The sequence below is a fragment of the Nonomuraea sp. CA-218870 genome, from assembly GCF_050936535.1.
GTDB lineage: Bacteria > Actinomycetota > Actinomycetes > Streptosporangiales > Streptosporangiaceae > Nonomuraea > Nonomuraea corallina.
Genome location: NZ_JBNJMN010000001.1, coordinates 530,219 through 555,796, shown reverse-complemented (window position 1 = coordinate 555,796; position 25,578 = coordinate 530,219). Strand labels below are relative to the sequence as shown.

Sequence of the window (25,578 nt, the reverse complement as noted above, 5' to 3'; positions counted from 1 at the left end):
ACGCACGGCGATCGGCCTCGGAGTTCTCGGGGCCGATCGCTCCGTGCGTCGGGGAAGGGCGTCCGGGAAGGGCGTCCGGGTGGTGTCAGCCGGCGGCGAGCCAGTGGGCGAGGTGTTTGCTCGTGCTCTTGACCACGGCCGGCGCGGACTCGTCCTGAGGCCAGATCTGGAGCAGGTAGCGGTCGATGATCTCTTGTGAGGTGTCCACCGCGGCGGCCTCGTCCATGCCCTTGGCGTGGTAGCGCAGCCGGTAGCACCCGGGTCCCGCGGCCAGTTCGGGGAGTTCGTGGACCTCTTCGCCTCCCCACTCGTGCACCGAGACCTGCCCGGCCTCGGACTCGAAGCTGATCTCCACGATGTCCTCGTAGCCGTCGGTGTCCGCGCCGGGGTCGGCGTCGGCCACGGTGACCGTGAAGCCCACCGGGCCCGTGTGCAGCCCGGTGATGAGAAGAGCGCTCTCGCCCTCCACGCGGATGATCCCGACGGGATGGGTGGGGTGGTCGTCCAGTAAGTCCGAGGGAGTCTCGGCGTCCTCGGCGTCGTCGACGAGATACGCCTGTGCGTAGTGGACGTGGAGATCGAAGGAGATCGTCTGGGATGTGGTCATGGCGGCGAGCCTAGGCCCATGTACCGGCCCACGCCCCGCGACGACGAGGTCCTCGTCCGCGTGCGCGCCGCCTCCGTCCATCCCGACGTGTGGCACGTCGTGACCGGCCGGCCCTACGTGCTCCGGATCATGGGGTCCGGGCTGCGCCGGCCGAAGAACCTCGTCCCGGGTACGGACATGGCCGGCGTGGTGGAGTCGGCGGGGGCCGCGGTGACCCGGTTCCGGCCGGGCGACGAGGTGTTCGGCGAGACCCTGCGCGGCATGCAGTGGAAGAACGGCGGCGCCTACGCCGAGTACGTCGCCGTGCCGGAGGACCACCTGGCGCCCAAGCCCGTCGTCGTCGGCTTCGAGCAGGCCGCGTGCGTGCCCACCGCCGGGCTCATCACCCTGTTGAACCTTCCGCCGGGCCCGCTGGGAAACGTCCTGGTCAACGGCGCAGGAGGCGGCGTGGGCGGGTGCGCATTGCAGATCGCCAAGGCGCGCGGCGCGACGGTGACGGGCGTCGAGCACCCGGACAGGCTCGACCTGGTGAAGGCGCTCGGCGCGGACCACGTGATCGACTACACCGTGGAGGACTTCACCCGGCGCGGCGAGCGCTACGACCTCATCGTGGACATCCCCGGCAACCACTCGTTCGCGGAGTGCCGCCGCGCGCTCACCCCCGACGGCACGTACGTCCTCATCGGCCACGACCACTACGGCGCCGCGGGCCGTCAGGTGCTCGGCAGCCTGCCGCGCTTCGCCGGCCTGATGGCCAGGTCCGCGTTCCAGCGGCAGTTGCCCAGACCCACCAGGGCCACGCCGCCCGTCAAGGAGTCGATGGCCGTCCTCGGGGACCTGCTGGCGCAGGGCAAGCTCAGCCCGGTCGTCGACCGGGCCTTCCCGCTGGCCGAGGCGGGCGCCGCCCTGCGCTACCTGACCGGGGGCACGGCCCGGGGCAGGATCGTCCTCACGTTGTGACGCGCTCCCGGTCTGAACGCCGGGGCGCCGTGGACGAGCCGGTAGCGTGGGCGGATGCGGCTTCATGTGGGATGCGCGATGTGGACGCACGCGCCGTGGCAGGGCCGGCTGCTGCCGCACCCCCTTCCTCCCGCCGAACGGTTGCGGGCCTACGCCACCTGGTGCGACGCGGTCGAGGGCAACACGACGTTCTACGCGACCCCCGCCAGGAGCACGGTGGAGTCCTGGGCCGCCCAGACCGGGCCCGGCTTCCGGTTCGTGGTGAAGCTGCCGAAGACGATCACGCACGAGCGGCGGCTCACCGGGGCCGAGGAGCCGCTGCGGGAGTTCCTGGACGCGATCGAGCCGCTGGGCCCGAGGGCCCACGCCCTGTGGATCCAGCTGCCGGGCTCCTTCGGGCCGGGCGACCTGGGCACGCTGGCGGGATTCCTGCACCGGCTGCCGCCTGCTCACCGTTACGCGGTCGAGGTGCGCCACCAGGCGTTCTTCGAGGACGCGCGGGCCGTGCGGGCGCTGGAGGGCGTGCTGGGCCGGGCCGGGGCCGAATGGGTGCCGTTCGACACGGTCACGCTGTTCCGGAGCCCGCCGACCAGCGACGCCGAGCGTGACGCCTGGGTGAAGAAGCCGCGGGTGCCGCGCCGGTCGGCGGCGCTCACCGACCGGCCGATCGTGCGCTACCTGGGCCGCGACGACGTCTCCCTGACGGTCGAGGGCTGGGGTCACTGGGTCGGCGTCGTGACGGACTGGCTGCGCGAGGGCCGTTCGCCGACGGTGTTCGTGCACACCCCCGACAACGCCGAGGCCCTGACGCTGGCCCGGCGCTTCCACGACGCCGTGCGGGCGCGGGTGCCGGAGCTGGAGCCGCTGCCGGAGCCCGCCCCCGTCGAGCCGCTCACCCTTTTCTGACGTCAACGGCCGCCGAGGAAGTGGCGGGCCGGGACGTACAGCTCGTGCCCGCTCGTCAGGCGCAGCCGCACCCCGTCGGCCGTCCACTCGGTCCCGGCGACCTCCTCGCCGGGCTCGATGAGGGAGGTGTGGAGGTCCACCCAGTGGCCGTGGCCGAATCCGGGGTCGCGGCCGACGACCACGAGGTGCGACGGGTCACCGAACAGCGTGTCCCTGCGGATCAGGCCCAGGTGGTGCGCCGAGTCGTCCGCGTAGGTCACGGTGGCGGGCTGCTCGCTCCGGTGGACGACCTCCGCCTGCGGCCAGCGGCCGGCGACCATGATCGTGATCCCGGTGATGAGCCCGGCCAGCAGCAGGGCGAGGTTCTTGAGCATCCCCCATGATCCACCCGCAGGGGACCGCGGCGCGGAGGGGCGGTGGCAAGCTGGTCGCATGGACGTTTCAGACGGGTACGGGGAGCTGCTGGAGGCGGCGCGGGCCGGCGACGAGAGGGCGTTCGGCGATCTCGTGGGGCCGTACCGCGACGAGCTGCGCGCCCACTGCTACCGGATGCTCGGCTCGGTGCACGACGCGGAGGACGTCGTGCAGGAGACGTTCGACCGGGCCTGGCGGAGCCTGCCGGGGTTCGAGGACCGGGACGGGTCGATCCGCGCCTGGCTGTACCGGATCGCGACGAACCGGGCGTTGACCGCGGCCGAGCGGAGAGGCCGCCGCGAACTGCCCGCCGACCTGCGGCCGGGCACGCCGGCGGCCGAGGTGGCGTGGCTGGAGCCGTACCCCGACAGGCTGCTGGGCCCCGAGGCGCGGGCGGTGGAGCTGGAGAGCGTGGAGCTGGCGTTCGTGGCCGCGCTGCAGCACCTGCCGCCGGTGCAGCGGGCGTCCCTGCTGCTGCGGGACGTGCTCGGCTACTCGGCCGCCGAGACCGCGGGCCTGCTGGACACCACGGTCCCGGCCGCGAACAGCGCCCTGCAGCGCGCCCGCAAGGCCGTGGCCGGGCTGCGGCCGGAGGGGACGACCGGGCGGGAGCCGGGTGAGCGGGAGCTGGCCAGGCGGTACGCGGCGGCGTGGGAGGCGGGTGACGTCGAGGCGATCGTGTCGATGCTGGCCGAGGACGCCCGCTACGCGATGCCGCCGCTGCCCGAGTGGTACGCGGGCGCCGACGCCATCCGCGCTTTCCTCATGGAGGCGCCGCTGCGGGAGCGCTGGCGGTTCCTGCCGGCGCGGGCCAACGGGCAGCTCGCGTTCGGCACGTACCGCTGGGACGAGGGGCGGGGCGCGTACGTCCCCGGCGGCCTGGACGTGCTGACGGTGCGGGACGGCCGGGTGGCCGAGGTGGTGGCGTTCCTGGAGGCCGACCTCACCGTGTTCGGGCTGCCGGCCGAACTGCGATGAGTTTCCGAGCCCGGCCGGGTTGTACGGGTGAGGACACCGTCGAGGAAAGGCCGGAGCTCATGCGTACCGATGACAAGCAGATCAGGGAACTCGTCGAGGGGTGGGCGCGCGCCGTGCACGCCGGCGACCTGGACGGGGTGGTCGCCGACCACGCCGGGGACATCGTCATGTTCGACGTGCCGCCGCCGTACGAGGGCGTGCGCGGCATGGACGCCTACCGGCGGACGTGGCCGTGGTTCTTCGACTGGCAGGCGCAGGGGGCGACCTTCGATCTGGTGGAGCTGGAGGTGACGGCGGGGGAGGACGTCGGGTACGCGTTCGCGCTGCTGCGTTGCGGCATGCCGGGCGCCTACGACCCGAAGGTCCTGCTCCGGCTGACGCTCGGCCTGCGCAAGGAGGACGGCCGGTGGGTGGTGGCGCACGAGCACCACTCGTTCCCGCAGGCCGATGCGGAGGCCGCGGAGCGGGAGGTGCACGAGCGGTTCGCGCGCTGGTCGGAGCAGACGGCGGCGGGGGACCTGGAGGGCATGATGGCCGCCATCGCGGACGACGTGGTCGCCTACGAGCAGCAGGGCCCGCTGCGGTACGAAGGGGTGGACGAGCTGCGCGAGGTGTGCCGGACCGGCCTGGAGGCGGCGGCCGGCGCGACGGTCACGTGGGACGTCCCCGACCTGGAGGTGCTGGTACGGGAGGACCTCGCGGTGGCGTGGGGCCTGGACCGCATCCGGGTGGACGGCCGGGAGCCGGTCCTGTCCAGGGGCACCCGCGTGTTCCGGCGGCGCGGGGACGGCTGGGAGCTGGTCCACGAACACCTGTCGCTGCCCCAGGAGTCTTGAATCGACTCAAGTCACGATCACGAGCTTGTCCGGGCGATCCTCGCTGCAGGCGGCGAGGGCTTGTGCCCGTTGTGGAAGAACGTTTTAATCCTCCTCTGAAGCACCACAGGAGGAGGGCCCTTTGATCGGCTACGGCGGCGACTGGAATCCGGAGCAGTGGCCCGAGGAGATCTGGACCCAGGACGTCGCCCTGATGCGCGAGGCCGGGGTCAACCAGGTCAGCGTCGGCATCTTCTCCTGGTCGCTGCTGGAGCCGGTCGAGGGCGGGTTCGAGTTCGGCTGGCTGGACCGGGTCATGGACCTGCTCGCCGGCCACGGCATTGGCGCCTGCCTCGCCACCCCGACCGCGTCGCCGCCGCCCTGGTTCGGCCACGCCCACCCCGAGGCGCTGCCGGTCGACGCCGACGGCCGGCGGCTCCACCACGGCAGCCGGCAGGGCTTCTGCCCCAGCTCGCCGGTCTACCGGGACAGGGCGCTGCGGGTGGTGGAGCGGATCGGCGAGCGCTACCGCGGCCACCCGGCGCTGCGGATGTGGCACGTCCACAACGAGTACGGCTGCCACAACGCCCGCTGCTACTGCGACGTCTCCGCCGCCGCCTTCCGCGACTGGCTGCGCGAGCGGCACGGCACACTGGACGCGCTGAACGACGCCTGGGGCACGGCCTTCTGGTCGCAGCGCTACAGCTCCTGGGAGCAGATCCTGCCGCCCCGCGCCACCCCGTCGTTCACCAACCCTGGCCAGCAGCTGGACTTCCGCCGGTTCAGCTCGGACGCGCTGCTCGGCCTGTACCGCGCCGAGCGTGACCTGCTCGCCGGGCTGGCCCCGGACGTGCCGGCCACGACGAACCTGATGGCGGGCGCGCACTGGGACATGGACTACCGGTCCTTCGCCAAAGAGGTGGACGTCGTCTCCACCGACCACTACCTGATCGGCCCCGACCCGCACATCGACCTGGCGTTCGCCGCCGACTACGCCCGATCGCTCGGCGGCGGCCGGCCGTGGGTGCTGATGGAGCACTCCACCAGCGCGGTCAACTGGCAGCCGGTCAACCGCGCCAAGCGGCCAGGCGAACTGGTCCGCAACGCGGTGCAGCACCTGGCCAGGGGCGCCGACGCGATCATGTTCTTCCAGTGGCGGGCGTCCCGGGCGGGAGCCGAGAAGTGGCACTCGGCGATGCTGCCGCACGCCGGCACCGCCACGAAGATCTGGCGCGAGGTGACCGGTCTCGGCGCGCTCCTGCGGGCCGCCGCCGAGGTGGCGGGCAGCACGGTCAGGGCCGGGGCGGCCATCCTGCTCGACCACGCGAGCGTGTGGGCACAGGACCACCCGGCCCAGCCCACCGGCGAGCTGAAGCCGGTCGAGGTGATCAAGAGCTGGCACGCGGAACTGTGGAAGCAGGGCGTCACCTGCGACGTCGTCCACCCGGAAGCCGACCTGTCCGGTTACCGCCTGGTCCTCGCGCCGGCGCTCTACCTGGTCAGCGACCGGGGCGCGGCCGCGCTCGAACGCTTCGTGGCCGGCGGCGGGACCGCGCTGGCCGGCCCGTACAGCGGGATCGTCGACGAGCACGACCGGGTCAGGCTCGGCGGCTACCCGGGCGCCTGGCGCGACCTGCTCGGGGTGACGGTGGAGGAGTTCTTCCCGCTGGAGCCGGGGGAGCGCCTCGCGCTGTCGGGCGGCGGCGCCGGGACCGTGTGGAGCGAGACGGCGCACGTCACCACCGCCGCCGTGCTCGACACGTACGTCACCGGCGAGCCCGCCTGGACCCGCAACGTCTGGGGGGAAGGGGCCGTCCACTACCTGACCACGCTGCCGGTGGGCGACGCCCTGGCGGGCGTGCTGCGCGCGGTCTGCGCGGAGGCGGGTGTCACCGCCTCGGGGAGCCCCGGCGTCGAGCTCGTCCGGCGCGCCCACCCGGACGGCCCGGCCTACCTGTTCGCGATCAACCACACCGGCGCCGCCGCGGTCGTCGAGGCCGCCGGCGCCGACCTGGTCACCGGCGAGGAGGTGGCGGGTGAGCTGACCGTTCCGGCCGGCGAGGTCCGGATCCTCCGGCTCACGACCTGAGCAGGGGTTTCGGCCTGACCGCCCGCGAGAGCGGGGCGCCGTGGCGATCATCCGTGAACCGGCGGCGCCTCCCGCGCATCCAACAAGGCGACGACCTGGAGGTTGCCATGAGAAGCGTGAGCCTGCTCGGCGCCGCGGCGCTCCTGATCGCCGCGCCCCAGGCGGCGGCGGCCACCGCGCCTGCGACGGCCACCGCGCGGGCGGTGACGGGGGCCGCGGTCTACGCCCACTACGACGGGGGCTACCGGATCGACCGCCACCACCCGCCCTCCGGGTGGAAGGCGCTGGCCCGGCTGAAGGACAGCGTGCAGTTCGCGGTCTCGCCCGACGGGCGGAAGGTCGCCTATGTCGCGGGCTCGGCGCTGCGGGTGCGCGCGGACGGCAAGGTGCGGACCGTGGCCCGGGGCGTGCCGGGCGACGTGCCGTGCCTGACCCCCGCGTGGTCGCCCGACTCGCGGCGCGTCGCCTACGCGGACGGCACCCGGGTGCGGGTGGTCGGCGCGGACGGGCGCGGCGCCCGGGTGGTGGGCCGGACGGGCGGCCCGTGCCACCTGGCGTGGTCGCCCGACGGCCGCTACCTCGCCGGGTACGCCGGCACCACCCGGGGCGTCCACCGTCTCGACCTCAGGACGGGGAAGTCGGTCAAGGTCAAGGGCGTCGGACTGGCCAACCACGTGCAGAGCCTGTCGCCGGGCGGCCGTTACGTCGTGGTCAACGCGCTGCGGCCCGACGACCCGGGCGGCGACGGCTCGTGGCCGGTGTGGTTCACGCCGACGGTGGTCGACACCGTCACCGGCCGGCGGGTGCCGATCCCGGTGCGGGGCGGCCGCGTGATCGGCGCCTTCTACCTCGCCGACGGCCGGCTGGTGGCGCGGCTGCAGGGCAGGACCGCCAACCGCTGGGCCGTCCTCGACGCGAAGGGCCGCGTCAGCCAGTGGCTGACCGAGCCGGCGTCCGCCAGGGAACGATCGCTGCTCCAGGTGCTCTGACCCCTGCCCGGGAATGATCCTTTTCGCTACCATCAGACACGTCGCCGCGCCTCACCCCAGGGGGTCGCGTGTCAGGTCAGCGCGGTTCGGTCCTTCTCTCGTACGCGATCTTCATCCTGGTCGGGGTGACCGGCGGGGTCTCCGGGGTGCTGCTGCCCGCTCAGATCGCCGACTACGGCGTCGACATGGCCGCGATCGGCGTCATCTTCTTCACCTTCTCCGCCGGTTACCTGCTGGCCGGGTCCGGCTCCGGGGCGATGGTGCGGCGGTGGGGGACGCGGTCCGCGTTGCTGGCGGGCGGGGGCGCGTACGTGCTGTCGGCGCTGATCATGGGGCTGCGGCCGTCGTTCGCGGGGTTCGTGGCGGTGCAGGTGCTGGCCGGGTACGGGATGGGGCTGCTGGAGGCGGTGCTCAACACCTACCTGGCCGGGCTGCCGTCGGCGACCGCGCTGCTCAACCGGCTGCACGCCTTCTTCGGCGTGGGCGCGCTGCTCGGGCCGCTGCTGGCGACGTGGATGCTGACGTTCGCGCCGTGGAACGGGGTCTGGCTGGTGCTGGCGGCGGCGTTCGTGCCGCTCGCGGTGGGGACGCGGTTCGCGTACCCCCGCGAGGTGAGCGCGCATGCGGACGGGCCGGCGAGCGGCGGGCTGCTCGGCACGGCGCTGCGCTCGCTCTCGGTGGTGCTGGCCTGCGTCTTCCTCGTCGTGTACGTGGGACTGGAGACGGCGGTCGGCAACTGGGGCTTCACGTTCCTCGTGGACGAGCACGCCCAGGCCGCCACGGCCGCCGGGGCCATGATGAGCGGCTACTGGCTGGGGCTGACCGCCGGGCGGTTCCTGATCAGCCCGGTCGCCGCGCGGCTCGGGTGGAGCACGACCGCGATGGCGTACGCGTGCCTCGCCGGGGTCGTGGCGTCGGTGGCGCTGATCTGGACGGCGCCGGGCGGCGCGGTGGCGGGCGCGGGGCTGGCGCTGCTCGGGTTCTTCCTCGGGCCGGTGTTCCCGACCGCGATGGCGGTGGTGCCGCACCTCACCGAGGCCAGGCTGGTGCCCACCGCCATCGGCGTCATGAACGGCATGTCGGTCTTCGGCGGCGGACTGCTCCCGTGGCTGGCGGGAGCCGTCGCCGAGAGCGCCGGCGTGTGGACCCTCGTCCCCTTCTCGATGACGCTGGCCCTGCTCCAGCTCGCGATCTGGCGCCTGCTCGCCGTCCGGATGCGCTGACCGCCCCCGGTGGGGAGTCGGCGGGGGCCGTCCGGGCAGGAGGCTCGTACCGAGATCGCAGGAGGAGCCATGTCAGAGCCCGACGAGCGCCCGCTGGCCGACCGGCGCGAGCACCCGGAGGAACACCTCGACGAGGACATCGGCGAGGAGTTCACCCCGTCGCCGACCGACCCGGCGTCCCTGCCGGAGGAGGAGGGGCAGGAGGAGGTGTACGGGCAGGACGAGGGCTACGAGAAGCAGACCGAGACCTGATCGCGCGGCCCGCCGGTCAGCCCGGCCGGCGGGCCGCCTCCGGGCCGTGCAGCTCGTGGACCCGGCGCAGCATGTCCATCAGCTGCTCGTCCTCGCGGATCTTCGCCCGGTACTTCTCGGGCAGCCTGCGCAGCTCCTCCTCCTCGGCCTGGAGCCTCTGGTAGAAGTACGCGCACTCCTCCGGTTCGCACTCCGCGTCCAGGATCCTGGTGGCGTAGCGGCGGGCGGCGGAGGAGAGGTTCTGCGCCCGGCCCTTGGTGCTGGCCAGCGAGGCGATGACGGTGACCAGCAGCGCGGTGACGATCACGATCAGGGAGAGCCCGGTGGAGACCTCGACCACGGGGACGGGCTCGCCGTCGTTGATGAACGGCACGTTGTTCTCGTGCAGGGCGTGCAGGATCAGCTTCACGCCGATGAAGCCGAGGATCACGGCCAGCCCGTACGAGAGGTAGATGAGCCGGTCGAGCAGGCCGTCGATGAGGAAGTAGAGCTGCCGCAGCCCCAGCAGGGAGAACGCGGTGGCCGTGAAGACCAGGTAGACGTGCTGGGTGAGGCCGAAGATGGCCGGGATGGAGTCGAGCGCGAAGAGCAGGTCGGTGCCGGCGATGGCGACCATGACCAGCAGCATCGGGGTGAGGACGCGTTTGCCGTCGACGACCGTGGTGAGCCTGTCGCCGTCGTAGTGCTCGGAGGTGGGCAGGAAGCGCCGGGTCAGCCGCACCACGAAGTTGTCGCCCTGGTGGCTCTTCTCGCTCTCCTGCCTCATGAGGTGTCCGGCGGTGAAGAGCAGGATCAGGCCGAAGACGTAGAACACCCAGGCGAACATGTTGATCAGCGTCGCGCCCAGGAGGATGAACCCGCTCCTGGCCACCAGCGCGAACGTGATCCCGATGAGCAGCACCTTCTGCTGGTCGGCCCGGGGCACCCGGAAGCTGGCGATGATCACCAGGAAGACGAAGAGGTTGTCGACCGAGAGCGCCTTCTCGGTGACGTAACCGGCGAAGTACTCGGCGCCCATGGTGTGGCCGCCGAAGACCCACACGCCCAGGCCGAACAGCACGGCGATGCCCACGTACAGGGCCGACCAGACCGCGGCCTCCTTGAGCGTGGGGATGTGCGGCTTGCGGACGTGGAAGAAGAAGTCGAAGAGCAGAAGGCCGGCGATCCCGATGATCGTCAACCACCACACCAGCGCCGGAACGTCCACGCGCGTCCTCTCCTCCAGGTCTCGGGGCAGTGACCTGTTACCCCGCGCCGCAGGGCTCACGCACGCCCGCGGTGATCGTCAGGATCAGGCGATGCAGAGCTCGTTGCCCTCCGGGTCGGCGATCGTCACCCAGCGGGTGGGGCCCTGCCGTCCTTCGTGCAGCACCTTCGCGCCCTTGCCCACCAGCCGCTCCACCTCGGCGTCGATGCTCTCGGCCCCGGCCCTGAGGTCGAGGTGCACCCGGTTCTTGGTCGTCTTCGGCTCGGGCACGAGCTGGAAGAGCACGCGCGGGGCGCGCCGCAGGCCGCCCGGGTGGCGGATCGCCGCGCCGTCCTTCCACACCAGGGCGCCGCGGTGGAAGGCGGTGTCGGCCTCGCCGGCGTGGCCCCGCTCGATGAGGCTGCGGATGAACGCCTCGTCCTGCCGTTCGACCTGCCAGCCCAGGGCGTCGGCCCACCAGTCGGCCAGGTTGTGCGGATCCTGTGAGTCGATGACCACCTGGATGTCGTACGCCATGGGCTGATCCTAATAAGGTCGGTTCATCATGACTTGGCTACGACGCTCCGGGATCACGCGATGAACGAGCCATGGCAGGAAATCGGGGACCGGGTCTACGTCCGCCGCCACGAGTCGTTCGACATGAACGTGGGCCTGGTGGTCGGCGACGACCACTGCCTGATCCTCGACACCCGCATGTCGCACCGCGAGGCCGCCGACCTGATCGGGGCCGTCCGGCGGATCACCGGCAACCCGTGGACGGTCGTCAACACGCACGCGCACTTCGACCACTACTTCGGCAACGCGATGTTCCTCCCGGCGGAGATCTGGGGTCACGTCCGGTGCGCCGAGGAGATCGAGCTGCGCGGGGCCGAGCACCTGGCAGGCGTGGTGGCGGCGCTCGGCGAGGAGCGGCGGGCCGAGGTGGACGAGGTGGAGATCGTGCCTCCCGACCACGTCTTCACCTCGGCCGCCACGCTCGACATCGGCGGCCGGGTCGTGCACCTGCGCCATTTCGGGCGCGGCCACACCTCCAACGACGTGGTGGCGCACGTGCCCGACGCGGGCGTGGTCTTCGCGGGCGACCTGGTGGAGGAGGGGGCGCCGCCCGCGTTCGGTGACGCGTACCCGCTCGACTGGCCCGACACCACGGCCCGGATGCTGCACGACATGCGCGAGCAGGTGTACGTGCCGGGTCACGGCGCGGTGGTGGGGCGCGACTTCGTGATCGGGCAGCACGAGGAGCTGTCGGTGGTGGCCGAGCTGGCCCGCCGCGCCCACGTCGAGGGGCTGCGCGACCTCGTCCACAAGTTCCCCTATGACGAGGACGTCACCCGTACCGCCATCGGACGGGCGTTCGCGCAGCTCGACGGAGAGCTTCCCTGAGGCAGAGCATCCCGCTATAGTGCATATTGCACTATGAGGGAGGCATGATGGCGCGACGTCACGACCTGGTGGGGCTCACCGTCCTCGCCATGCTCTCGGTGCGCCCCAGCCACCCCTACGAGCTGCACCGCTTCATCATCGACACGCACAAGGACTACGTGACCGGCCTGCCGAGGAGCCTCTACCACGCGGTCGACCGGCTGGCCAAGGAAGAGCTGATCGTCCCGGCGGAGACCGCGCGCGAGGGCCGCAGGCCGGAGCGGACGGTCTACGAGATCACCGACGAGGGCAGGCAGGAGCTGGCCGTCCGGATGCGCAGGCTGCTGGAGCAGCCCGAGTCCGACCGGCGCACGCTCGTCGCGGCCGTCTCGATGATCGGGGTGCTGCCCACGGACGCCGCGCTCAAGGCGCTGCGCACCCGCACGGCCGCGCTCCAGGGCTCGATCGGCGGCATCGAGGCGCACCTGGCCACCCTGGCCGAGAACGGGCTGCCGGAGATGCTCCTGCTGGAGCTGGAGTGCGACCGCGCGCTCTACGCCGCCGAGCTCGACTGGGTGCGCACCGTCATCGGCCGCATCGAGCGAGCTGAGCTCGACTGGACGGGCACGGTCAAGCAGTCGCTGATGGAGCAGCTGCTCGACGAATGAAACAGGCCGCCGGAGTGCGCCAACACCCCGGCGGCCGGTCCATCCGAACACGGCGCCTGCCCTGTCCAGACTTCGCAGTTCCCCAGGATAGGCGCCGCCGACCACGGGAGTGCGCCATGTCCGCAGAGATCCGCCGGTTGCTCGACCGCGTCTACGAGACCTGGAACGCCGGTGACGCCGCCGCCTACGCGGCGCTGTTCACCGAGGACGCCGACTACATCACCTACTTCGGCGTGAACATGAAGGGCCGGCAGGCCATCGAGGACGGCCACCGCCAGTTGTTCACGATGCCGATCAAGCTGGAGAGCCGGGGCGAGCCCGACATCAGGCTGCTCGGCGACGGGGTCGCGCTGGTCGTCGCCACCGGCGGGTCCACGGTCGACGGCGAGCCGGACCCCACCCGCGACTCCGTCCTCGGCTACACCGCCGTGCGGACCCCGGAAGGCTGGCGGTTCGCCTCCTTCCAGAACACGCGGGTGGGCCGGCCGTGAAGAAGCTCGTCACCGAGGTGTCCGGCGTCGTCGAGGCGCCCGCCGCCCAGGTGCGCGCGGCCCTGGCGCGGGCGCTGGGGCGTCGGGCTCGCCAACCGGTTCTTCGTCGGCTTCGCCCGCGACACCCGCGGGTCGTTCACCGAGACCCTCACCCGGCTCGGCGCCGACCTGGGAGTGCGCACCCGGGTGACGTAGGTCAGGTGGCGGCGCAGGTGTCGTGGGTGGCGTCGATGCCCTTGAGCCTCTCGTCGTCGGCGGGGTCCAGGGGCTTGAGCCCGCGCCAGTCGTCGCCCACGACCAGCACCAGCCGGGCCGTGCGGGCTCGCGGCATCGCCCGCGGCGCGGCCTCGCGCACGTCGCGGGCGAGCGTCGGCACCCGCGTCTCGCCGTCCGGGCCGTACAGGATCACGGACCTGCGGTACGGCTTGCGCCGGGTGTCGCCGACCCGGGCGACGTGGTAGCCGCGCTGCTCCAGCGCCGCCGCGACCTCGGTGCCGAGGCCGGGGCGGAAGGTGCCGTTGCGCAGCTCCACCGCCACCTTCGATGGGGGCACCCGGGTACGGCCGTCGCGCACGTCGTGCAGCCGGCCGTCCCTGGCCACGACGCGGAAGAGCCGGTCGGCCGCCGGCTGTTCCCACTCGACGCGGCCCGGCTGGGTCAGCGAGTAGCGCCACGGGGTGGTGATGAAGCGGATCCGGCCGGCGTCGAGGCCCCGGAGGCTCTCGGCCAGATCCTTCATCGCGCCGAGCGTGAAGTCGGGGTCGGTGGTGACGGCCCGCGTGCCGGCGTCGAGGAACCCGATCAGCCGGGCCGGGTCGCTGAGCGTGTCGCCGCTCATCACCTTCTTCACCATGGAGGCGATGAACATCTGCTGCCGCTGGATCCGCCCGATGTCGGAGCCGTCGCCGAGGGAGTAGCGGGCGCGGACGTAGCCGAGCGCCTGCTCGCCGTCGAGGGTGCGGCGGCCGGCGGGCAGGTGGAGCATGGCCTTGCTGTCGTCGATCCGCCGCGGCAGGCACACCTCGACGCCGCCGATGGCGTCGACCATGTTCTTGAACCCGGAGAAGTCGACCTTGACGAAGTGGTCGACGCGGATGCCGGTGAGCGACTCGACGGTCTTCCAGACGCAGGCGATGCCGCCGTTGTTGAACGATTCGTTGATCATCCCGATGTGCGGCTGCTGGCCGGAGTGGCCCTCCCGCGGGCGGCAGGCGGGGAGGCGGACCACGGAGTCGCGCGGGAAACTGATCACGACGGCGCCGTCACGCCGGGACGACAGGTGGGCCAGCATGATCGTGTCGGTGCGCTCGCCGGAGATGCGGTGACCGTAGCGGGCGTTCTTGCCGTCGCGCTGGTCGGAGCCGACGATCAGCACGTTCATGGCGGCCGCCGCGACCTTGGGCGGGCGGATGGCGCCCAGCTCGCCGGACACGTCGATGTGGCGGACGTTGCCGGTGAGCCTGAGCACGACGCCCACCCCGGCGGCCGTCACCAGCAGCACGGCCGTCCCCGCCCCGAGGGCCAGCCGTCGCAGCCATCGGCGGCCCCGGGGAGGGGCGCTGGGTTTCGGGGGCGTGTCGACGAGCCCGCTGGTCACGAGACTCCCCTGGGAGACGGGGCCGCGGGCGACAGCCCTGGGCGCGTGGTAGGTCCTGCCGGTCGATAGTACTGAAAGGGAGCGGCCCGAGGGTCCGTATCCGTCGACTATCGGTATACGGAGCGTGACCGTGCCGCGTGGAGGGAGCCGGGCGGTGTCCGGTTTCTCAGCTGTCGGGCATGCAGGCGGGCGGGCGGCCCGAGGGCGGCCACACGTACGCCAGGTCGTCCGGCTCCGCCCCGAAGATCGGCCGGTAGAACGCGGGATCCTTGCGCAGCAGCGCGGAGCGGTGGCTGCGGTGCAGGGCCTCGTCGCCGAGCCAGGGCGGCAGCTCGTCCGCCTCGGCCAGCTCCGGCTGGCTCCTGGCCACAGGGCTGCCGCAGTGCTCGGTCAGCTCCTGCGTCAGGGTGCCGGCGCAGGTGTCGGCCCGGCCCATCGAGCACCACTGGCGGCAGATCTCCAGGCCGTAGCGGACCAGCGCCTCCTCGAACCCGGCCCACATCTTCACCGCCGGGTGGTGCCGCCAGCCGTAGCCGGGCACCGTCAGCGCCCGCAGCACCTGCAGGGCCTCCACCCGCTGCTTACCCAGCCGGAGCGGGTCCAGGACCGCCGCGGTGCGGGCGAAGTCCGGGTAGGGCAGGAAGGTCTGCATGCGACCTCCCCTGCCCCTGGCCAGGGGTTACACGCGCGCGGCCAGCCAGGGGCCGAGCACGGGCAGGGCGTTGGCCGGCTGCATGGCCTGCGCGTGGTCGAGCCCGTCGAGCACCGCCACGGTCCAGCCGAGCGCCTCCAGCTCGGCCCGGCGGCGGACGATCGGGCCGGCGATGTCGACGCGCGTGCCGCCCCAGCGCTCGTCGTACTCGATCAGGTCGGCCGATCCGGCGAAGCACAGCCTCGGGCAGGTGATCCGCCGCTGCGCGGCCAGGTCGTCGAAGTCCTGGAGCGCCTCGTACAGGGTGACGAACTGCCTGGCCTGGGCGTCGGACAGGTCGACCTCCACGGTCGACCAGTCGCCGGGGGTCGCTTCCTTGCCGGTGGCCGTGCCGGCCAGGCCGAGGGTGGCCCTGGTCACGGCCAGCATCTCCCGGTACGGGCCGCCGACGGGCGGGAAGCCGCCCATGACGAGGGCGTCGAGCCGGTCGGTGCGCAGGGCGAGCTGCAGCCCGCTCAGCGCCAGCCACGAGTAGCCGTAGTAGGCGAACCTGGCGGCGCCCACCGCGTCGGCGACGGCCAGCAGGTCGGCGGCGATGTTGTCCGGGGTCAGCGTCGCCGGCTTCGGGTGCGCGAGCACGTGGCCCTCGTAGTCGAACGCGGCCACCCGGAACCGGTCGCCGAGCCCTTCCATGAGGGAGCGTCCCAGGGCGGGGTCGGCGCCCCAGGCGCGCATCGCCTCGGCCCGTTCTCCCTCGGCGGGTTCGGGGTCCACGGGAAGCAGCACGGTGGGGCCCGCGCCGTGGACCTGGATCTCGATCGTGCTGCCGTCGTGCAGTCCGGCCTTGGGCATGACATCTCCGTACGCCATAAAGAGTTCTCGGGAAAGCGAGAATAGCTTATGGCGTAAGGAGATGTCCGCCGCGCTTCAGGATCACGTCACGGAAGCGGTCTCCCGCCCGGGGGCGGTCTCGCGCGACGTCGCGGGCCGGTAGAGGATCGCCCGCGCCGCCACCAGCACGCACACGGTGCCCAGGAGCAGCCCCCACATGACGTCGGTGACGAAGTGCATGCCCCGGTACAGCCGCGAGGCCGCGACCGTGAGCGCCGCCGCCACGGCCACCACCCACAGTGCCGCCCGCAGCACCGGATGTCGCACGCGGGTGCTCAGGACCAGCGCCATCCCGCAGTAGAACGCCACGGCGGCGCTCGTGTGCCCGGACGGGAAGCTGGACGTGGGCGGCGCCGGATCGAGGTGCTCCACGTCCGGCCGGTTGCGCTCGATGACCACGGTCGTCGCCAGGAAGACCAGCGACTGGCTCCACACGGCCGCGATCAGGAACACGGACTCCCGCCAGCGCCGGAACGCCAGCCGGAAGGCGATCGCCGCGATCGCGGTGAACGCCACGATGTACGGGGTGTCGGACAGGCTGCTGCCGAAGTCCGTGGCCGTGTTCCACCAGTCGGTGCGCTCCGCTGCCAGGCTCTTGTTGACGGCCTCCTCCCCGGTGGGCACGGACAGGACCAGCTCGCCCGCCCCGAAGGTCACGCCGGCCAACACCAGTAGCGGCAGGACCAGCGATAACGCGTAGTATCGGAAATCATTAGCGGTCACGTCCCGCTCTCACCGCCTCCGGTTCGACTCCATCCAAGGGCGGCGCGGAGCGCGCCCGCCCCTGCTGCCGCCGCCAGCTCTCGAACGCGGCCACCGTCGCCGCGAGCACGGCCACGCCGAGCATCACCCCGCCCACCACGTCGCTCACCCAGTGCACGCCCAGCGCCACCCGCGTGTACGAGACGCTCCCGATCAGGAAGACGGCCCCCGCCCACGCGGCGACCCGTCCCCAGACGGGCAGGTGAGCCAGGACGAGCAGCAGCACGATCCCGGCACCGAGCGTCACGTTCAGCGCGTGGCCCGACGGGAACGACTGCCCGGGGGCGAGCGCCACCGGGTCCGGCAGGCTGGGCCGCGTCCGATCTACGATGATCTTCAACGCCCAGCCGAGCGCCCCGCCCACGACGATCGTGGTAACCGCCCACAGCGCCGCGCCCTCGCGCCGGCTGCGCCACAGCCAGACCGCCAGCACGAACACGACGACCCGCCACGGCCACGGCCCGAACACGTCCGTCCACACGATGAGCAGGTCCGTCACGGCGGGGTTGGCCAGCGCGTAGGCGTGCAGTTCGTGCGCCACCCGCGCGTCCAGCGGGTTGAGCGGCAGCTTGGCCAGCACGAGCAGCAGCATGAACGGGATCGTGACGACCACCACCGTGATCGACGCGATCGTCAGTCTGACGGGCAGTCCGCGCTCGCCTTCGAGTCGCTCCGCCATCCACCGTCGCAGCCGCATGGGCCGGTGGCTACCCCCAGCGGTGAGGCTCATGCGCCGGAATCGCGGCGCCCGGCGCGGACAGCGGATCGACGACCCGGCCGCGCTCCATCAGCAGGACGTCGTGCGCCCGCGCGGCGGCGGCGCGCTCGCGCGTCGTCATCACCACCGTCTGCCCGAGGTCCTCGACCAGCTCCCTGAGCAGGTCGAGGACGCGGCCGGACGCTCCCGCGGGCTCGTCGGCGAACACGACCGCCGGCCGGGCCGCGAACGCCCGGGCGACGGCGGCCAGCCGCTGCCCCTCCTCGGGCAGCTCGGCGGGCCGGTGGTGGAGCCGGCCGGCCAGCCCCGCCCGGCCGGCCAGCTCCCGCAGCCAGCTCCGGTCGGGCCGGACCAGGGCCAGGCGGAGCGGCAGGGTGAGGTTCTGTTCGATGGTCAGGGACGGCAGCAGGTTGTGGGACGGGAAGACCAGGCCGACGTGGGCGCGCCGCCACGCGTCGCGCTCGCTCTCGCCGAGCGCGGTGACGTCCACGCCGGCGACGGTGACGGCGCCGGAGGTGGGCAGGTCCAGGCCGGACGCGCAGTGCAGCAGGGTGCTCTTGCCCGAGCCGGCCGGGCCCAGCACGGCGGTGAACCGCCCGGCGGGAACGGTCGCCGACACGTCGTCGAGCGCGACCGTCCCACCGTGGATCTTGGTGACGTGCTCCAGCGTCACGGCACCGGTCACAAGCGGCGACGGTTGCGGTGGTCGACGACGAGCCCGGCGCCGCAGGCCAGCGCGACGAGGCCGGTGATGACGCCCACGAGCACGCCCCACCCGCCGATGGTGTTGGCGACGAGGTTGGCCGCGAGGCAGACGATGAGCACCGTCCACAGGGCCATGCGCGGGGTGCTGGACTTCTCGGAGTCGGAAGGACGGTCGGTCGTGATGGTGTACGGATCAGTCATGCCACAAACGTTAGGAACGGCGCAGATCCAGATAAATCCCACTCACTGCCGTCTCGTCGGTACAGCAGGCTGGAATGACGTTCGCCCCGACACTCCGTAGATTGTCCGGTGATGATGAGAAACGCCGTCGAGGCGCTGGACCGCCTCGCGGGCGGTCTCGGCACCGCCGTCCTCGCCTTCGCCACCGTGGCCTGCTGGGTGATCGCGGGCACGGCCGCGCTGTTCTGGGTCGGCCTGCCCCTGCTGCCGGCCGTCCTGTCGATGACCAGGGCGGTGGCGGACAAGGAACGGGCCAGGCTGGGCCGGTGGGGCGAGCCGGTGCTGTCCCCGTACCAGACCGCCATCGAGCACCTGAGCTGGCAGGAGGCGCTGCGCGCCGCCCGGCGCGACCCCGCGACCTGGCGCGACCTGCGCTGGCTGGGCCTGCACGCCACGTCCGGCCTCGGGCTGGGGATGCTCGGCATCGCCTTCCCGATCATGGCGGTGCGGGACCTCACGTTCCCCCTGTGGTACGGGATGCTGCCGGAGGCCGAGACCACCAGCACCATGTACCTGCCGATCGACTCCTGGACGGGCGTCGCCGGCACGGCCCTGATCGGCCTCCTCTGGCCCCTGCTCGCCCTGACCATCGGCCCCGGCATGGCCCGCCTCCAGGCGCTCCCCGGACGGCGCCTGCTGGCGCCCCACCCGTCGGTCGACCTGTCGCACCGCATCGCCGAGCTCACCGCCACCCGCGCGGGCGCTCTCCAGGCGCACGCCGCCGAACTGCGCCGCATCGAGCGCTCGCTGCATGACGGCGCGCAGAACCGGCTGGTCGCCGTGGTCGTGCTGGTCGCCGCCGCCAGACGGGCGCTGGACCGCGACCCCGCGACGGCCGGCCCGGCGCTGGACCGCGCCCAGGACGCCGCCGAGACCGCGCTCAGCGAACTGCGCGGGGTGGTGCGCGGCATCCTGCCCCCGATCCTCCAGGACCGGGGCCTGGCCGGCGCGCTCACCGCGCTGGCCTCCGACTGCCCGGTGCCGTGCAAGGTGTCGGTGGGGGAGCTGGGGGCGTTGCCGCTCTCGGTGGAGACCACCGCGTACTTCACCGTCGCAGAGGCGCTCACCAACGTCGCCAAGCACAGCGGCGCCGCCCACGCCCGGGTGGCGCTGCGCCGGCGCGGCGGGACGCTGCGCGTCGAGATCGAGGACGACGGGCGCGGCGGCGCGGCCGAGCAGAACGGATCCGGCCTGACGGGCATCCGCCGCCGGGTCGCGGCCCACGACGGCGTCCTCACCCTGACCAGCCCGGACGGCGGGCCGACCAGAATCGAAGTGGAGTTGGCGTGCGTGTCGTGATCGCGGAGGACGACGCCCTGTTGCGCGAAGGGCTGGCGCTGCTGCTGAGCGGTGAGGGGTTCGAGGTGGCGGCGGCCGTGCCGGACCCGGACGCGTTCATGAAGGCCGTGGCCGAGCACCACCCTGACGTCGCCGTGGTGGACGTCCGCATGCCGCCCACCCACACCGACGAGGGCATCAGGGCGGCGGTCGAGGCCAGGCGGCTGCATCCGAAGCTGGCGGTGCTCGTGCTGTCGGCGTACGTGGAGCAGGCGTTCGCCACCGAGCTGCTGGCCGGCGGCGCGAACGGGATCGGCTACCTGCTGAAGGAGCGGGTGGGCAGGGTCGGCGAGTTCATGAGCGCGCTGGAGCGGGTCGCCGCGGGCGGCACCGCCATCGACCCGGAGGTGGTGGCCCAGCTCTTCACCCGGCGCGACGGGCCGCTGGACCGGCTCACCAGCAGGGAGCTGGAGGTGCTCGCGGCCATGGCCGAGGGCCTGGGCAACGCCGCCATCGCCGAACGGCTGGTGGTCACCGAAGGCGCCGTGCACAAGCACATCCGCAGCATCTTCGCCAAGCTCGACCTGTCCCCGGCCGACCGTGTGGACCGCCGGGTCGCCGCCGTCCTCCACTACCTCGACGCCTGACTCACCCCTCCCGGCGACCTCGCGGGGACCGGTCGGCGGGGCGCCGGGGTGTGATAATCCGTTCGTGGCGGGGTGGTCGAGGCGGGCGGTGCTGCGGCTCGGAGTGCTGGCCGCGGCCGTTCCCGAGGCCGGGGCGGGCCCGGTCACGCGGGTCCCGCACGATCCGGGCGCGTTCGCGGCGGTGCGGCGGCGGTGGCGGGAGGTCACGGTCGATCCGGCGCACCCGGTGCGCGAGGCCCGGCGGCACCTGGCGGCGATGGCGCCTGCCGGGGGACACCTCTGGCCGGATCTGCCGTACCCGTCGCTGAGCGAGACCCCCGGCCGGCTGCTCGCGATGGCGCGGGCGTACGTCGTGAGCGGCGACGCGCGGCTGCGCGCCGGCGTGGCGTCCGGCGTCGACCACTTCCGTGAGCACGTGTACGCGGCCGGCGCGGAGCCGGTGGGCAACTGGTGGCACTGGGAGATCGGCGCGCCGGCGAGGCTGCTCGACGCCGCCGTCCTCGTCGGCCTGTCGGGGCGGCCGGCCGCGGCGCTGGGGGAGTCCGTCGACCACTTCGTCCCGCCGGGCCGGCTGCGCGACTACAGCGGCACCAGCACCGCCGCGAACCGGGTGGACCTGTGCCTGGTGACGCTGCTGCGCGCGGTGCTCGCCGGGGACGCGGCGCGGGCGGACCTGGCCGTGCGGGCGCTGGCGCCGGTCTTCCGTTACGTCACGGAAGGCGATGGCTTCTACCGGGACGGCTCGTTCCTCCAGCACGGCACCGTGCCCTACCAGGGCGGGTACGGGCTGGTGCTGCTGGAAGGGCTGGCCACGCTCTTCGCGGTGCTGCGCGGCACTCCGTGGCAGGTCACCGACCCGAACCGGCAGGTGGTGTACGACAGCGTGGAGCGGTCGTTCGCCCCGTTCGTGCACGCCGGTCATGTCATGGACCTGGTCAGCGGCCGGGGGATCGGCAGGAGCTCCGGGGGAGGCGAGGTCAGGGCCCGCCGTCTGGCCCGCGCCGTGCGGCGACTGGCGGTCACCGCCACGCCGGAGGAGCGCCGCCGCTGGCGGCCCCTGACGGAGGGGTACGGCTCGTGGCCGCCGGGGCACCGGCTGTTCCCGATGAGCGCCCGGGCGGTGCACCGCGCGCCGGGCTGGTGCGCGGCGCTCAGCATGTCCTCCGACCGGATCGCCCACTACGAGCACGGCAACGGCGAGAACCTGCGGGGCTGGCACACCGGCTCCGGGATGCTCTACTGGTGGGGCGAGGGCCATGCCGCCCACTACGCCGACGGGTTCTGGGCCACCGCCGACCCCTACCGGATGCCCGGCACGACGGTCTCCACCCGGCGGCTGCCGGACGGCGCGGGCGAGGCGTGGGGCGGCGCGTGCCCGCCGTTCCGCTGGGTGGGCGGCGCCACCGACGGCCGTTACGCGACGGTCGGCCAGCACCTGCGCGGGCTGGAGTCCACGGTGGAGGCGTTCAAGTCGTGGTTCTTCCTCGACGACGCGGTGATCTGCCTGGGCGCCGGCATCTCCGGCGGCGATGGCGCGCCGGTGGAGACGATCGTGGACAACCGGCGCAGCGCCGCGCTGCTCACCGTGCACGACCAGGACGGCTGGGCGCACCTGGCGGGCCACGGCGGCTACGTCGTGCGCGACGGCGGCGGGCTGCACCGCGTGCGGGAGCACCGGGCGGGCGGCGGGGCGACACGCCCGTACGTCACGCTCTGGCTCGATCACGGCCTGGACCCGGACGCCGCCCGCTACGCCTACCTGCTGCTGCCGAACGCCACGCTGGAGGCGACCAGGGCGCGCGCCGCCGACCGGGGGTGGGCGCGGACGCTCGCCAACACGGCCTCCCAGCAGGGAGTGCACGTCCCGTCGGCGGGGGTGACGGCGGTCAACTTCTGGCAGCCGGGCTCGGCCGGTCCGCTGTCGGCGTCCGGCCCCTGCGCGGTGCTCGTCACCGAACGCGGCGACGGCTCGGCCGCGGTCACCGTGTCGGATCCGCGCCGCGACCTGACCGGCCTGACCGTCACCTGGGACCGTCCGGTGCCGGAGGTCACGGGATACCCGCCGGCTCTGCTGTCGGCCGCGACTGGGCGGCGGCTGACGCTCAGGTTCGGGGCCCTGCCGGACTCCGCGACGGTCACCGTCCGGACGGGCGGCGTCCGGTGACGGCGTGGGAGAGTGTGATCGAGGTGCCTGGGCCGCAGGTGTGATCACTTGATAGGTTGTCCGCTGGTGAGCCGGGAAGTCTGGTCGGCAGGTCCTCATCCGTACGAGCAGGAAGGACGTGCCCCCATGCGCGCCAGAGACCTTGTCGCCGACTATCCCGTCGTCACTTTGGACACGCCGATCCTCGACGCGGCCAGGCTGATGGCCGAGCAGGATCTGCCCGGCCTGATCGTCCAGGGTGACGAGGGGTTCACGATCCTGTCCGGCACCGAGGCGCTGCGGCTGGCCGTGCCCCGCTACATCGCGGACGATCCGGCGCTGGCGCGGGTGGTGGACGAGGCGCACGCCGACACGTTCATGGAGGCGCTGGGCGGCCGTACGGTCCGTGAGGCGCTGCCGCGTGACCGGCGCGAGCTGCCGGTCACCGACCCCGACGCGACCGTGCTGGAGATGTCGGCGCTGATGGCCCGCACCCGCACCCCGCTGGTCGCGATCGTCGAGGACGGGCGCCTGCTGGGCGCGGTCACGCTGGAGCGGCTGCTCGACAGGATGCTCGGCACATGACCCTGGTCGCCTGGGCGAGCGTGGCGGTGTTCCTCGCCGCCTATGCGCTGATCGCCACCGAGAAGGTGCCACGGATGGCGGCGGCGCTGGGCGGGGCCGGGATCATGCTGGTGATCCACGCCACGGACGCCCGGGCGGCGTTCTTCTCCGAGCATTCCGGGATCGACTGGAACGTCATCTTCCTGCTGCTCGGCATGATGATCATCGTCGGGGTGCTGAAACAGACCGGCCTCTTCGAGTACCTGGCCATCTGGGCGGCCAAACGCGCCAAGGGACGGCCCTTCCGGCTGATGGTCCTGCTGGTGCTGATCACCGCCGGGGCCTCCGCGCTGCTGGACAACGTGACCACGGTGCTGCTGATCGCGCCGGTGACTTTCCTGGTGTGCGAGCGGCTGGCCGTGTCACCGATTCCCTTCCTGATCGCGGAGGCGCTGGCCTCCAACATCGGCGGCGCCGCGACGCTGGTGGGCGATCCGCCCAACATCATCATCGCCAGCCGGGGCGGGCTGAGCTTCAACGACTTCCTCGTCCACATGGCGCCGATGGTGATCGTGCTGATGGTGGTGTTCGTGGGCCTGTGCCAGTTGATGTGGGGGCGGTCGTTCCGGTACGACCCCGCCCGCGCGGCCGAGGTCATGGCGCTGAACGAAAAGGAGGCGATCGCCGACCGGCGGCTGCTGTGGCAGTCGCTGGCCGTGCTGGCGCTCGTGCTGACGGCCTTCGTGCTGCACCCGGTGCTCCACTACTCGCCGTCGGTGGTCGCGCTGCTGGGCGCCGGCGTGCTGGTGGGAGCCACCCGGGTGACCGCTGAGGAGTCGCTGGCCGAGGTGGAGTGGCCGACGCTGGTGTTCTTCGCCGGGCTGTTCGTCATGGTCGGCGCGCTCGTCCACACCGGGGTCATCGAGCAGATCTCCTCGGCCGCGGTCGAGGCCACGGCGGGCCGGCTCGACGTGGCGACGATGGGGCTGCTGGGCGGATCGGCGGTGCTGTCGGCGATCGTGGACAACATCCCGTACGTGGCCACGATGAGCCCGATCGTGGCCGAGCTCGTCGAGGCGAACGGCGGGGAGCCGGCGCAGGTGCTGTGGTGGGCGCTGGCGTTCGGCGCCGACCTGGGCGGCAACGCCACGGCGGTGGGCGCGGCGGCGAACGTGGTGGTGCTGGGCATCGCGGCGCGCAACGGCACGCCGATCAGCTTCTGGGAGTTCACCAAGTACGGGTTGATCGTCACGGGGGTCACCGTGACCCTGGTAGCGCCGTATCTGTGGTTCCGCTACCTCTAACAAACCTACTCAAAGGTAAAATATTCGCCCGGAAACCCCTATGCCATCGAGGATCCCGGCCCGCGCACCCCAGCACGACTTGCCTCGCTTCTTGCCCGGCTATTACCTTGGAGAACGTAGATGGCACGCGCTTGAGCAGCGCTTTGACGTAAGAACCCGCGCGTTGCCGATGTATTGCCGAGACCGCGCCCGCATGCGCAAGTCCGCAGGAATGCGGCGCGGCCGCCGAATCCGCTGTCAGGCGGAACCGGGGACCCACGTTTCTCCGGGGTGAATCGATCGCTCTTTACCTATGAGCGACCGTAGGGCACTTCCACGCCCGAACCCGTCAGCTAACCCGGTAGGCGGCATGGAAGCAAGGAGCAAACCCCGAGCATGGTCAAGCACATCCTCGATCGCCTGCCCAAGAACGTCGCCCGCCATACCGTGAGCGCGGCCGTGGCCCTGGGCGCCGCGTTCGCCGGCACCTCGGCCCTCCCGGTCGCGGCCGCGACGGCCACCCCGGCCCAGCCGCCCGCCGCGCAGCAGCAGAACCCGGCCACCGCCGTGACCGCGCAGAGGATCCTCCAGGTCGCCGAGTCGCAGATCGGCGTCAAGGAGAACACCGCCGGCGGCGGCACCAAGTTCCACCAGTGGTACATGTCCTCGCCGCGTGCGGCCGAGACCCTCGCCCGCGACGGCGGCGGCACGCCCGAACTGTACGCCAACGCCCCCTGGTGCGCGATGTTCGTGTCCTGGGTCGGCGAGCAGGCCGGCGCCCGGTCCACCGTCGGCTGGGACGCCTACACCGTCACCCACGCCCAGTGGTTCAAGGACAACGGCCGCTGGGGCACCGTGGCCAAGCCCGGCAGCGTCGTCTTCTTCGACTGGGGCGGCAGCAAGAGCATCAGCGCCGTCGACCACGTCGGACTGGTGAAGAAGGACAACGGCGACGGCACGATCACCACGATCGAGGGCAACACCGGCAACGGCATGGTCGAGGAGCGGATCCGGCCCGTCTCGCAGGTGACCGGCTACGGCTACCCGGAGTACAAGGCCGCCTGAGCGGCCCGGCCGCGGTGTCGCACGTACGCACCCGCTCTTGACGACGGCTTGGCGTGCCCTGCGACGCCTCCG

General features: G+C 72.6%; 28 protein-coding genes and 1 riboswitch. Of the genes, 17 read left to right on the top strand and 11 right to left on the bottom strand.

Annotated elements, in window-relative coordinates; genetic code table 11:
- Nucleotides 1–85: 85 nt before the first annotated feature.
- Nucleotides 86–607 carry a hypothetical protein gene (locus ACQEUU_RS02720; protein WP_433059799.1) on the bottom strand — a complete coding sequence of 174 codons (522 nt, stop codon included), beginning with the start codon at nt 605–607 and terminating at the stop codon, nt 86–88.
- Between the two features lie 18 nt (nt 608–625).
- Between ACQEUU_RS02720 and ACQEUU_RS02715 the strand changes: the two genes are divergently transcribed.
- Both ACQEUU_RS02715 and ACQEUU_RS02710 read left to right on the top strand, forming a co-directional pair.
- A complete protein-coding gene (locus ACQEUU_RS02715) occupies nt 626–1,567 on the top strand; it encodes an NAD(P)-dependent alcohol dehydrogenase (RefSeq protein ID WP_433059796.1) in 942 nt (313 codons plus the stop codon).
- Between the two features lie 54 nt (nt 1,568–1,621).
- Entirely contained in the window at nt 1,622–2,473 is an 852-nt protein-coding gene (locus ACQEUU_RS02710) for a DUF72 domain-containing protein (protein WP_433059794.1), read from the top strand.
- A gap of 2 nt (nt 2,474–2,475) precedes the next feature.
- On the opposite strand, the gene ACQEUU_RS02705 is transcribed toward ACQEUU_RS02710, so the two are convergent.
- The gene (locus tag ACQEUU_RS02705) at nt 2,476–2,847 is read right to left on the bottom strand and encodes a hypothetical protein (RefSeq protein WP_433059792.1); all 372 of its coding nucleotides are present in this window, start codon (nt 2,845–2,847) and stop codon (nt 2,476–2,478) included.
- A gap of 58 nt (nt 2,848–2,905) precedes the next feature.
- On the opposite strand from ACQEUU_RS02705, the gene ACQEUU_RS02700 reads away from it, so the two are divergent.
- The 6 genes from ACQEUU_RS02700 to ACQEUU_RS02675 all read left to right on the top strand — a co-directional run bounded on the left by ACQEUU_RS02700 (nt 2,906) and on the right by ACQEUU_RS02675 (nt 9,233).
- Nucleotides 2,906–3,865, top strand: a complete 960-nt coding sequence (locus tag ACQEUU_RS02700; protein WP_433059789.1) for a sigma-70 family RNA polymerase sigma factor — start codon at nt 2,906–2,908, stop codon at nt 3,863–3,865.
- A gap of 59 nt (nt 3,866–3,924) precedes the next feature.
- On the top strand, nt 3,925–4,701 hold the full coding sequence (locus tag ACQEUU_RS02695; protein WP_433059786.1) for a nuclear transport factor 2 family protein: 777 nt from the start codon (nt 3,925–3,927) through the stop codon (nt 4,699–4,701).
- Nucleotides 4,702–4,822: 121 nt separating this feature from the next.
- Nucleotides 4,823–6,769, top strand: coding sequence for a beta-galactosidase (locus ACQEUU_RS02690; protein WP_433059783.1), 1,947 nt, complete (start codon nt 4,823–4,825; stop codon nt 6,767–6,769).
- Between the two features lie 107 nt (nt 6,770–6,876).
- A complete protein-coding gene (locus tag ACQEUU_RS02685; RefSeq protein ID WP_433059780.1) occupies nt 6,877–7,758 on the top strand; it encodes a TolB family protein in 882 nt (293 codons plus the stop codon).
- Nucleotides 7,759–7,826: 68 nt separating this feature from the next.
- The gene (locus ACQEUU_RS02680) at nt 7,827–8,981 is read left to right on the top strand and encodes an MFS transporter (RefSeq protein ID WP_433059777.1); all 1,155 of its coding nucleotides are present in this window, start codon (nt 7,827–7,829) and stop codon (nt 8,979–8,981) included.
- A gap of 69 nt (nt 8,982–9,050) precedes the next feature.
- Nucleotides 9,051–9,233 carry a hypothetical protein gene (locus ACQEUU_RS02675; RefSeq protein ID WP_433059774.1) on the top strand — a complete coding sequence of 61 codons (183 nt, stop codon included), beginning with the start codon at nt 9,051–9,053 and terminating at the stop codon, nt 9,231–9,233.
- 16 nt (nt 9,234–9,249) lie between these two features.
- Here ACQEUU_RS02675 and ACQEUU_RS02670 read toward each other — a convergent pair whose 3' ends face one another.
- Together ACQEUU_RS02670 and ACQEUU_RS02665 are read right to left on the bottom strand one after the other, a co-directional pair.
- Nucleotides 9,250–10,440, bottom strand: coding sequence for a TerC family protein (locus ACQEUU_RS02670; protein WP_433059773.1), 1,191 nt, complete (start codon nt 10,438–10,440; stop codon nt 9,250–9,252).
- 84 nt (nt 10,441–10,524) lie between these two features.
- Complete coding sequence (locus tag ACQEUU_RS02665) at nt 10,525–10,956, bottom strand: VOC family protein (protein ID WP_433059771.1); 432 nt, start codon at nt 10,954–10,956, stop codon at nt 10,525–10,527.
- Between the two features lie 60 nt (nt 10,957–11,016).
- On the opposite strand from ACQEUU_RS02665, the gene ACQEUU_RS02660 reads away from it, so the two are divergent.
- The 3 genes from ACQEUU_RS02660 (at nt 11,017) to ACQEUU_RS02650 (ending at nt 12,961) form a co-directional block, all read left to right on the top strand.
- A complete protein-coding gene (locus ACQEUU_RS02660; protein WP_433059769.1) occupies nt 11,017–11,823 on the top strand; it encodes an MBL fold metallo-hydrolase in 807 nt (268 codons plus the stop codon).
- A gap of 44 nt (nt 11,824–11,867) precedes the next feature.
- Nucleotides 11,868–12,470, top strand: a complete 603-nt coding sequence (locus tag ACQEUU_RS02655; protein WP_433059767.1) for a PadR family transcriptional regulator — start codon at nt 11,868–11,870, stop codon at nt 12,468–12,470.
- Between the two features lie 116 nt (nt 12,471–12,586).
- Nucleotides 12,587–12,961, top strand: a complete 375-nt coding sequence (locus ACQEUU_RS02650) for an SgcJ/EcaC family oxidoreductase (RefSeq protein ID WP_433059764.1) — start codon at nt 12,587–12,589, stop codon at nt 12,959–12,961.
- Nucleotides 12,962–13,157: 196 nt separating this feature from the next.
- Here ACQEUU_RS02650 and ACQEUU_RS02645 read toward each other — a convergent pair whose 3' ends face one another.
- The 7 genes from ACQEUU_RS02645 to ACQEUU_RS02615 all read right to left on the bottom strand — a co-directional run bounded on the left by ACQEUU_RS02645 (nt 13,158) and on the right by ACQEUU_RS02615 (nt 18,487).
- Nucleotides 13,158–14,558, bottom strand: a complete 1,401-nt coding sequence (locus ACQEUU_RS02645; RefSeq protein WP_433059761.1) for an LCP family protein — start codon at nt 14,556–14,558, stop codon at nt 13,158–13,160.
- A gap of 166 nt (nt 14,559–14,724) precedes the next feature.
- On the bottom strand, nt 14,725–15,210 hold the full coding sequence (locus tag ACQEUU_RS02640) for an MSMEG_6728 family protein (RefSeq protein ID WP_433059758.1): 486 nt from the start codon (nt 15,208–15,210) through the stop codon (nt 14,725–14,727).
- 27 nt (nt 15,211–15,237) lie between these two features.
- Nucleotides 15,238–16,062 (bottom strand): alpha/beta fold hydrolase, encoded by an 825-nt coding sequence (locus ACQEUU_RS02635; RefSeq protein ID WP_433059755.1) that lies wholly within the window; start codon nt 16,060–16,062, stop codon nt 15,238–15,240.
- An 81-nt stretch (nt 16,063–16,143) separates the two neighbouring features.
- Nucleotides 16,144–16,758 carry a phosphatase PAP2 family protein gene (locus tag ACQEUU_RS02630; RefSeq protein WP_433059752.1) on the bottom strand — a complete coding sequence of 205 codons (615 nt, stop codon included), beginning with the start codon at nt 16,756–16,758 and terminating at the stop codon, nt 16,144–16,146.
- Between the two features lie 55 nt (nt 16,759–16,813).
- Nucleotides 16,814–17,560: a phosphatase PAP2 family protein gene (locus tag ACQEUU_RS02625; RefSeq protein ID WP_433059749.1), complete on the bottom strand. Its 747-nt coding sequence runs from the start codon at nt 17,558–17,560 to the stop codon at nt 16,814–16,816.
- A 10-nt stretch (nt 17,561–17,570) separates the two neighbouring features.
- Nucleotides 17,571–18,266, bottom strand: a complete 696-nt coding sequence (locus ACQEUU_RS02620) for an ABC transporter ATP-binding protein (RefSeq protein WP_433059746.1) — start codon at nt 18,264–18,266, stop codon at nt 17,571–17,573.
- Complete coding sequence (locus tag ACQEUU_RS02615; RefSeq protein WP_433059743.1) at nt 18,263–18,487, bottom strand: hypothetical protein; 225 nt, start codon at nt 18,485–18,487, stop codon at nt 18,263–18,265. The genes ACQEUU_RS02620 and ACQEUU_RS02615 overlap by 4 nt, the downstream gene beginning before the upstream one ends.
- Nucleotides 18,488–18,598: 111 nt before the next feature.
- Here ACQEUU_RS02615 and ACQEUU_RS02610 point away from each other — a divergent pair, with 111 nt between their 5' ends.
- From ACQEUU_RS02610 to ACQEUU_RS02585, 6 genes are all read left to right on the top strand, one after another.
- Complete coding sequence (locus tag ACQEUU_RS02610) at nt 18,599–19,825, top strand: sensor histidine kinase (RefSeq protein ID WP_433059740.1); 1,227 nt, start codon at nt 18,599–18,601, stop codon at nt 19,823–19,825.
- Nucleotides 19,813–20,451, top strand: a complete 639-nt coding sequence (locus ACQEUU_RS02605) for a response regulator (RefSeq protein WP_433059737.1) — start codon at nt 19,813–19,815, stop codon at nt 20,449–20,451. Before ACQEUU_RS02610 ends, ACQEUU_RS02605 begins: the two co-directional genes overlap by 13 nt.
- Nucleotides 20,452–20,515: 64 nt before the next feature.
- Nucleotides 20,516–22,615 carry a polysaccharide lyase 8 family protein gene (locus ACQEUU_RS02600; protein WP_433059734.1) on the top strand — a complete coding sequence of 700 codons (2,100 nt, stop codon included), beginning with the start codon at nt 20,516–20,518 and terminating at the stop codon, nt 22,613–22,615.
- A gap of 126 nt (nt 22,616–22,741) precedes the next feature.
- Nucleotides 22,742–23,179 (top strand): CBS domain-containing protein, encoded by a 438-nt coding sequence (locus ACQEUU_RS02595; protein WP_433059731.1) that lies wholly within the window; start codon nt 22,742–22,744, stop codon nt 23,177–23,179.
- On the top strand, nt 23,176–24,462 hold the full coding sequence (locus ACQEUU_RS02590; protein ID WP_433059728.1) for an ArsB/NhaD family transporter: 1,287 nt from the start codon (nt 23,176–23,178) through the stop codon (nt 24,460–24,462). The genes ACQEUU_RS02595 and ACQEUU_RS02590 overlap by 4 nt, the downstream gene beginning before the upstream one ends.
- Before the next feature lie 213 nt (nt 24,463–24,675).
- Nucleotides 24,676–24,824, top strand: a riboswitch (cyclic di-AMP (ydaO/yuaA leader).
- A 13-nt stretch (nt 24,825–24,837) separates the two neighbouring features.
- Nucleotides 24,838–25,506, top strand: coding sequence for a CHAP domain-containing protein (locus ACQEUU_RS02585; protein ID WP_433059725.1), 669 nt, complete (start codon nt 24,838–24,840; stop codon nt 25,504–25,506).
- Nucleotides 25,507–25,578: the final 72 nt, after the last annotated feature.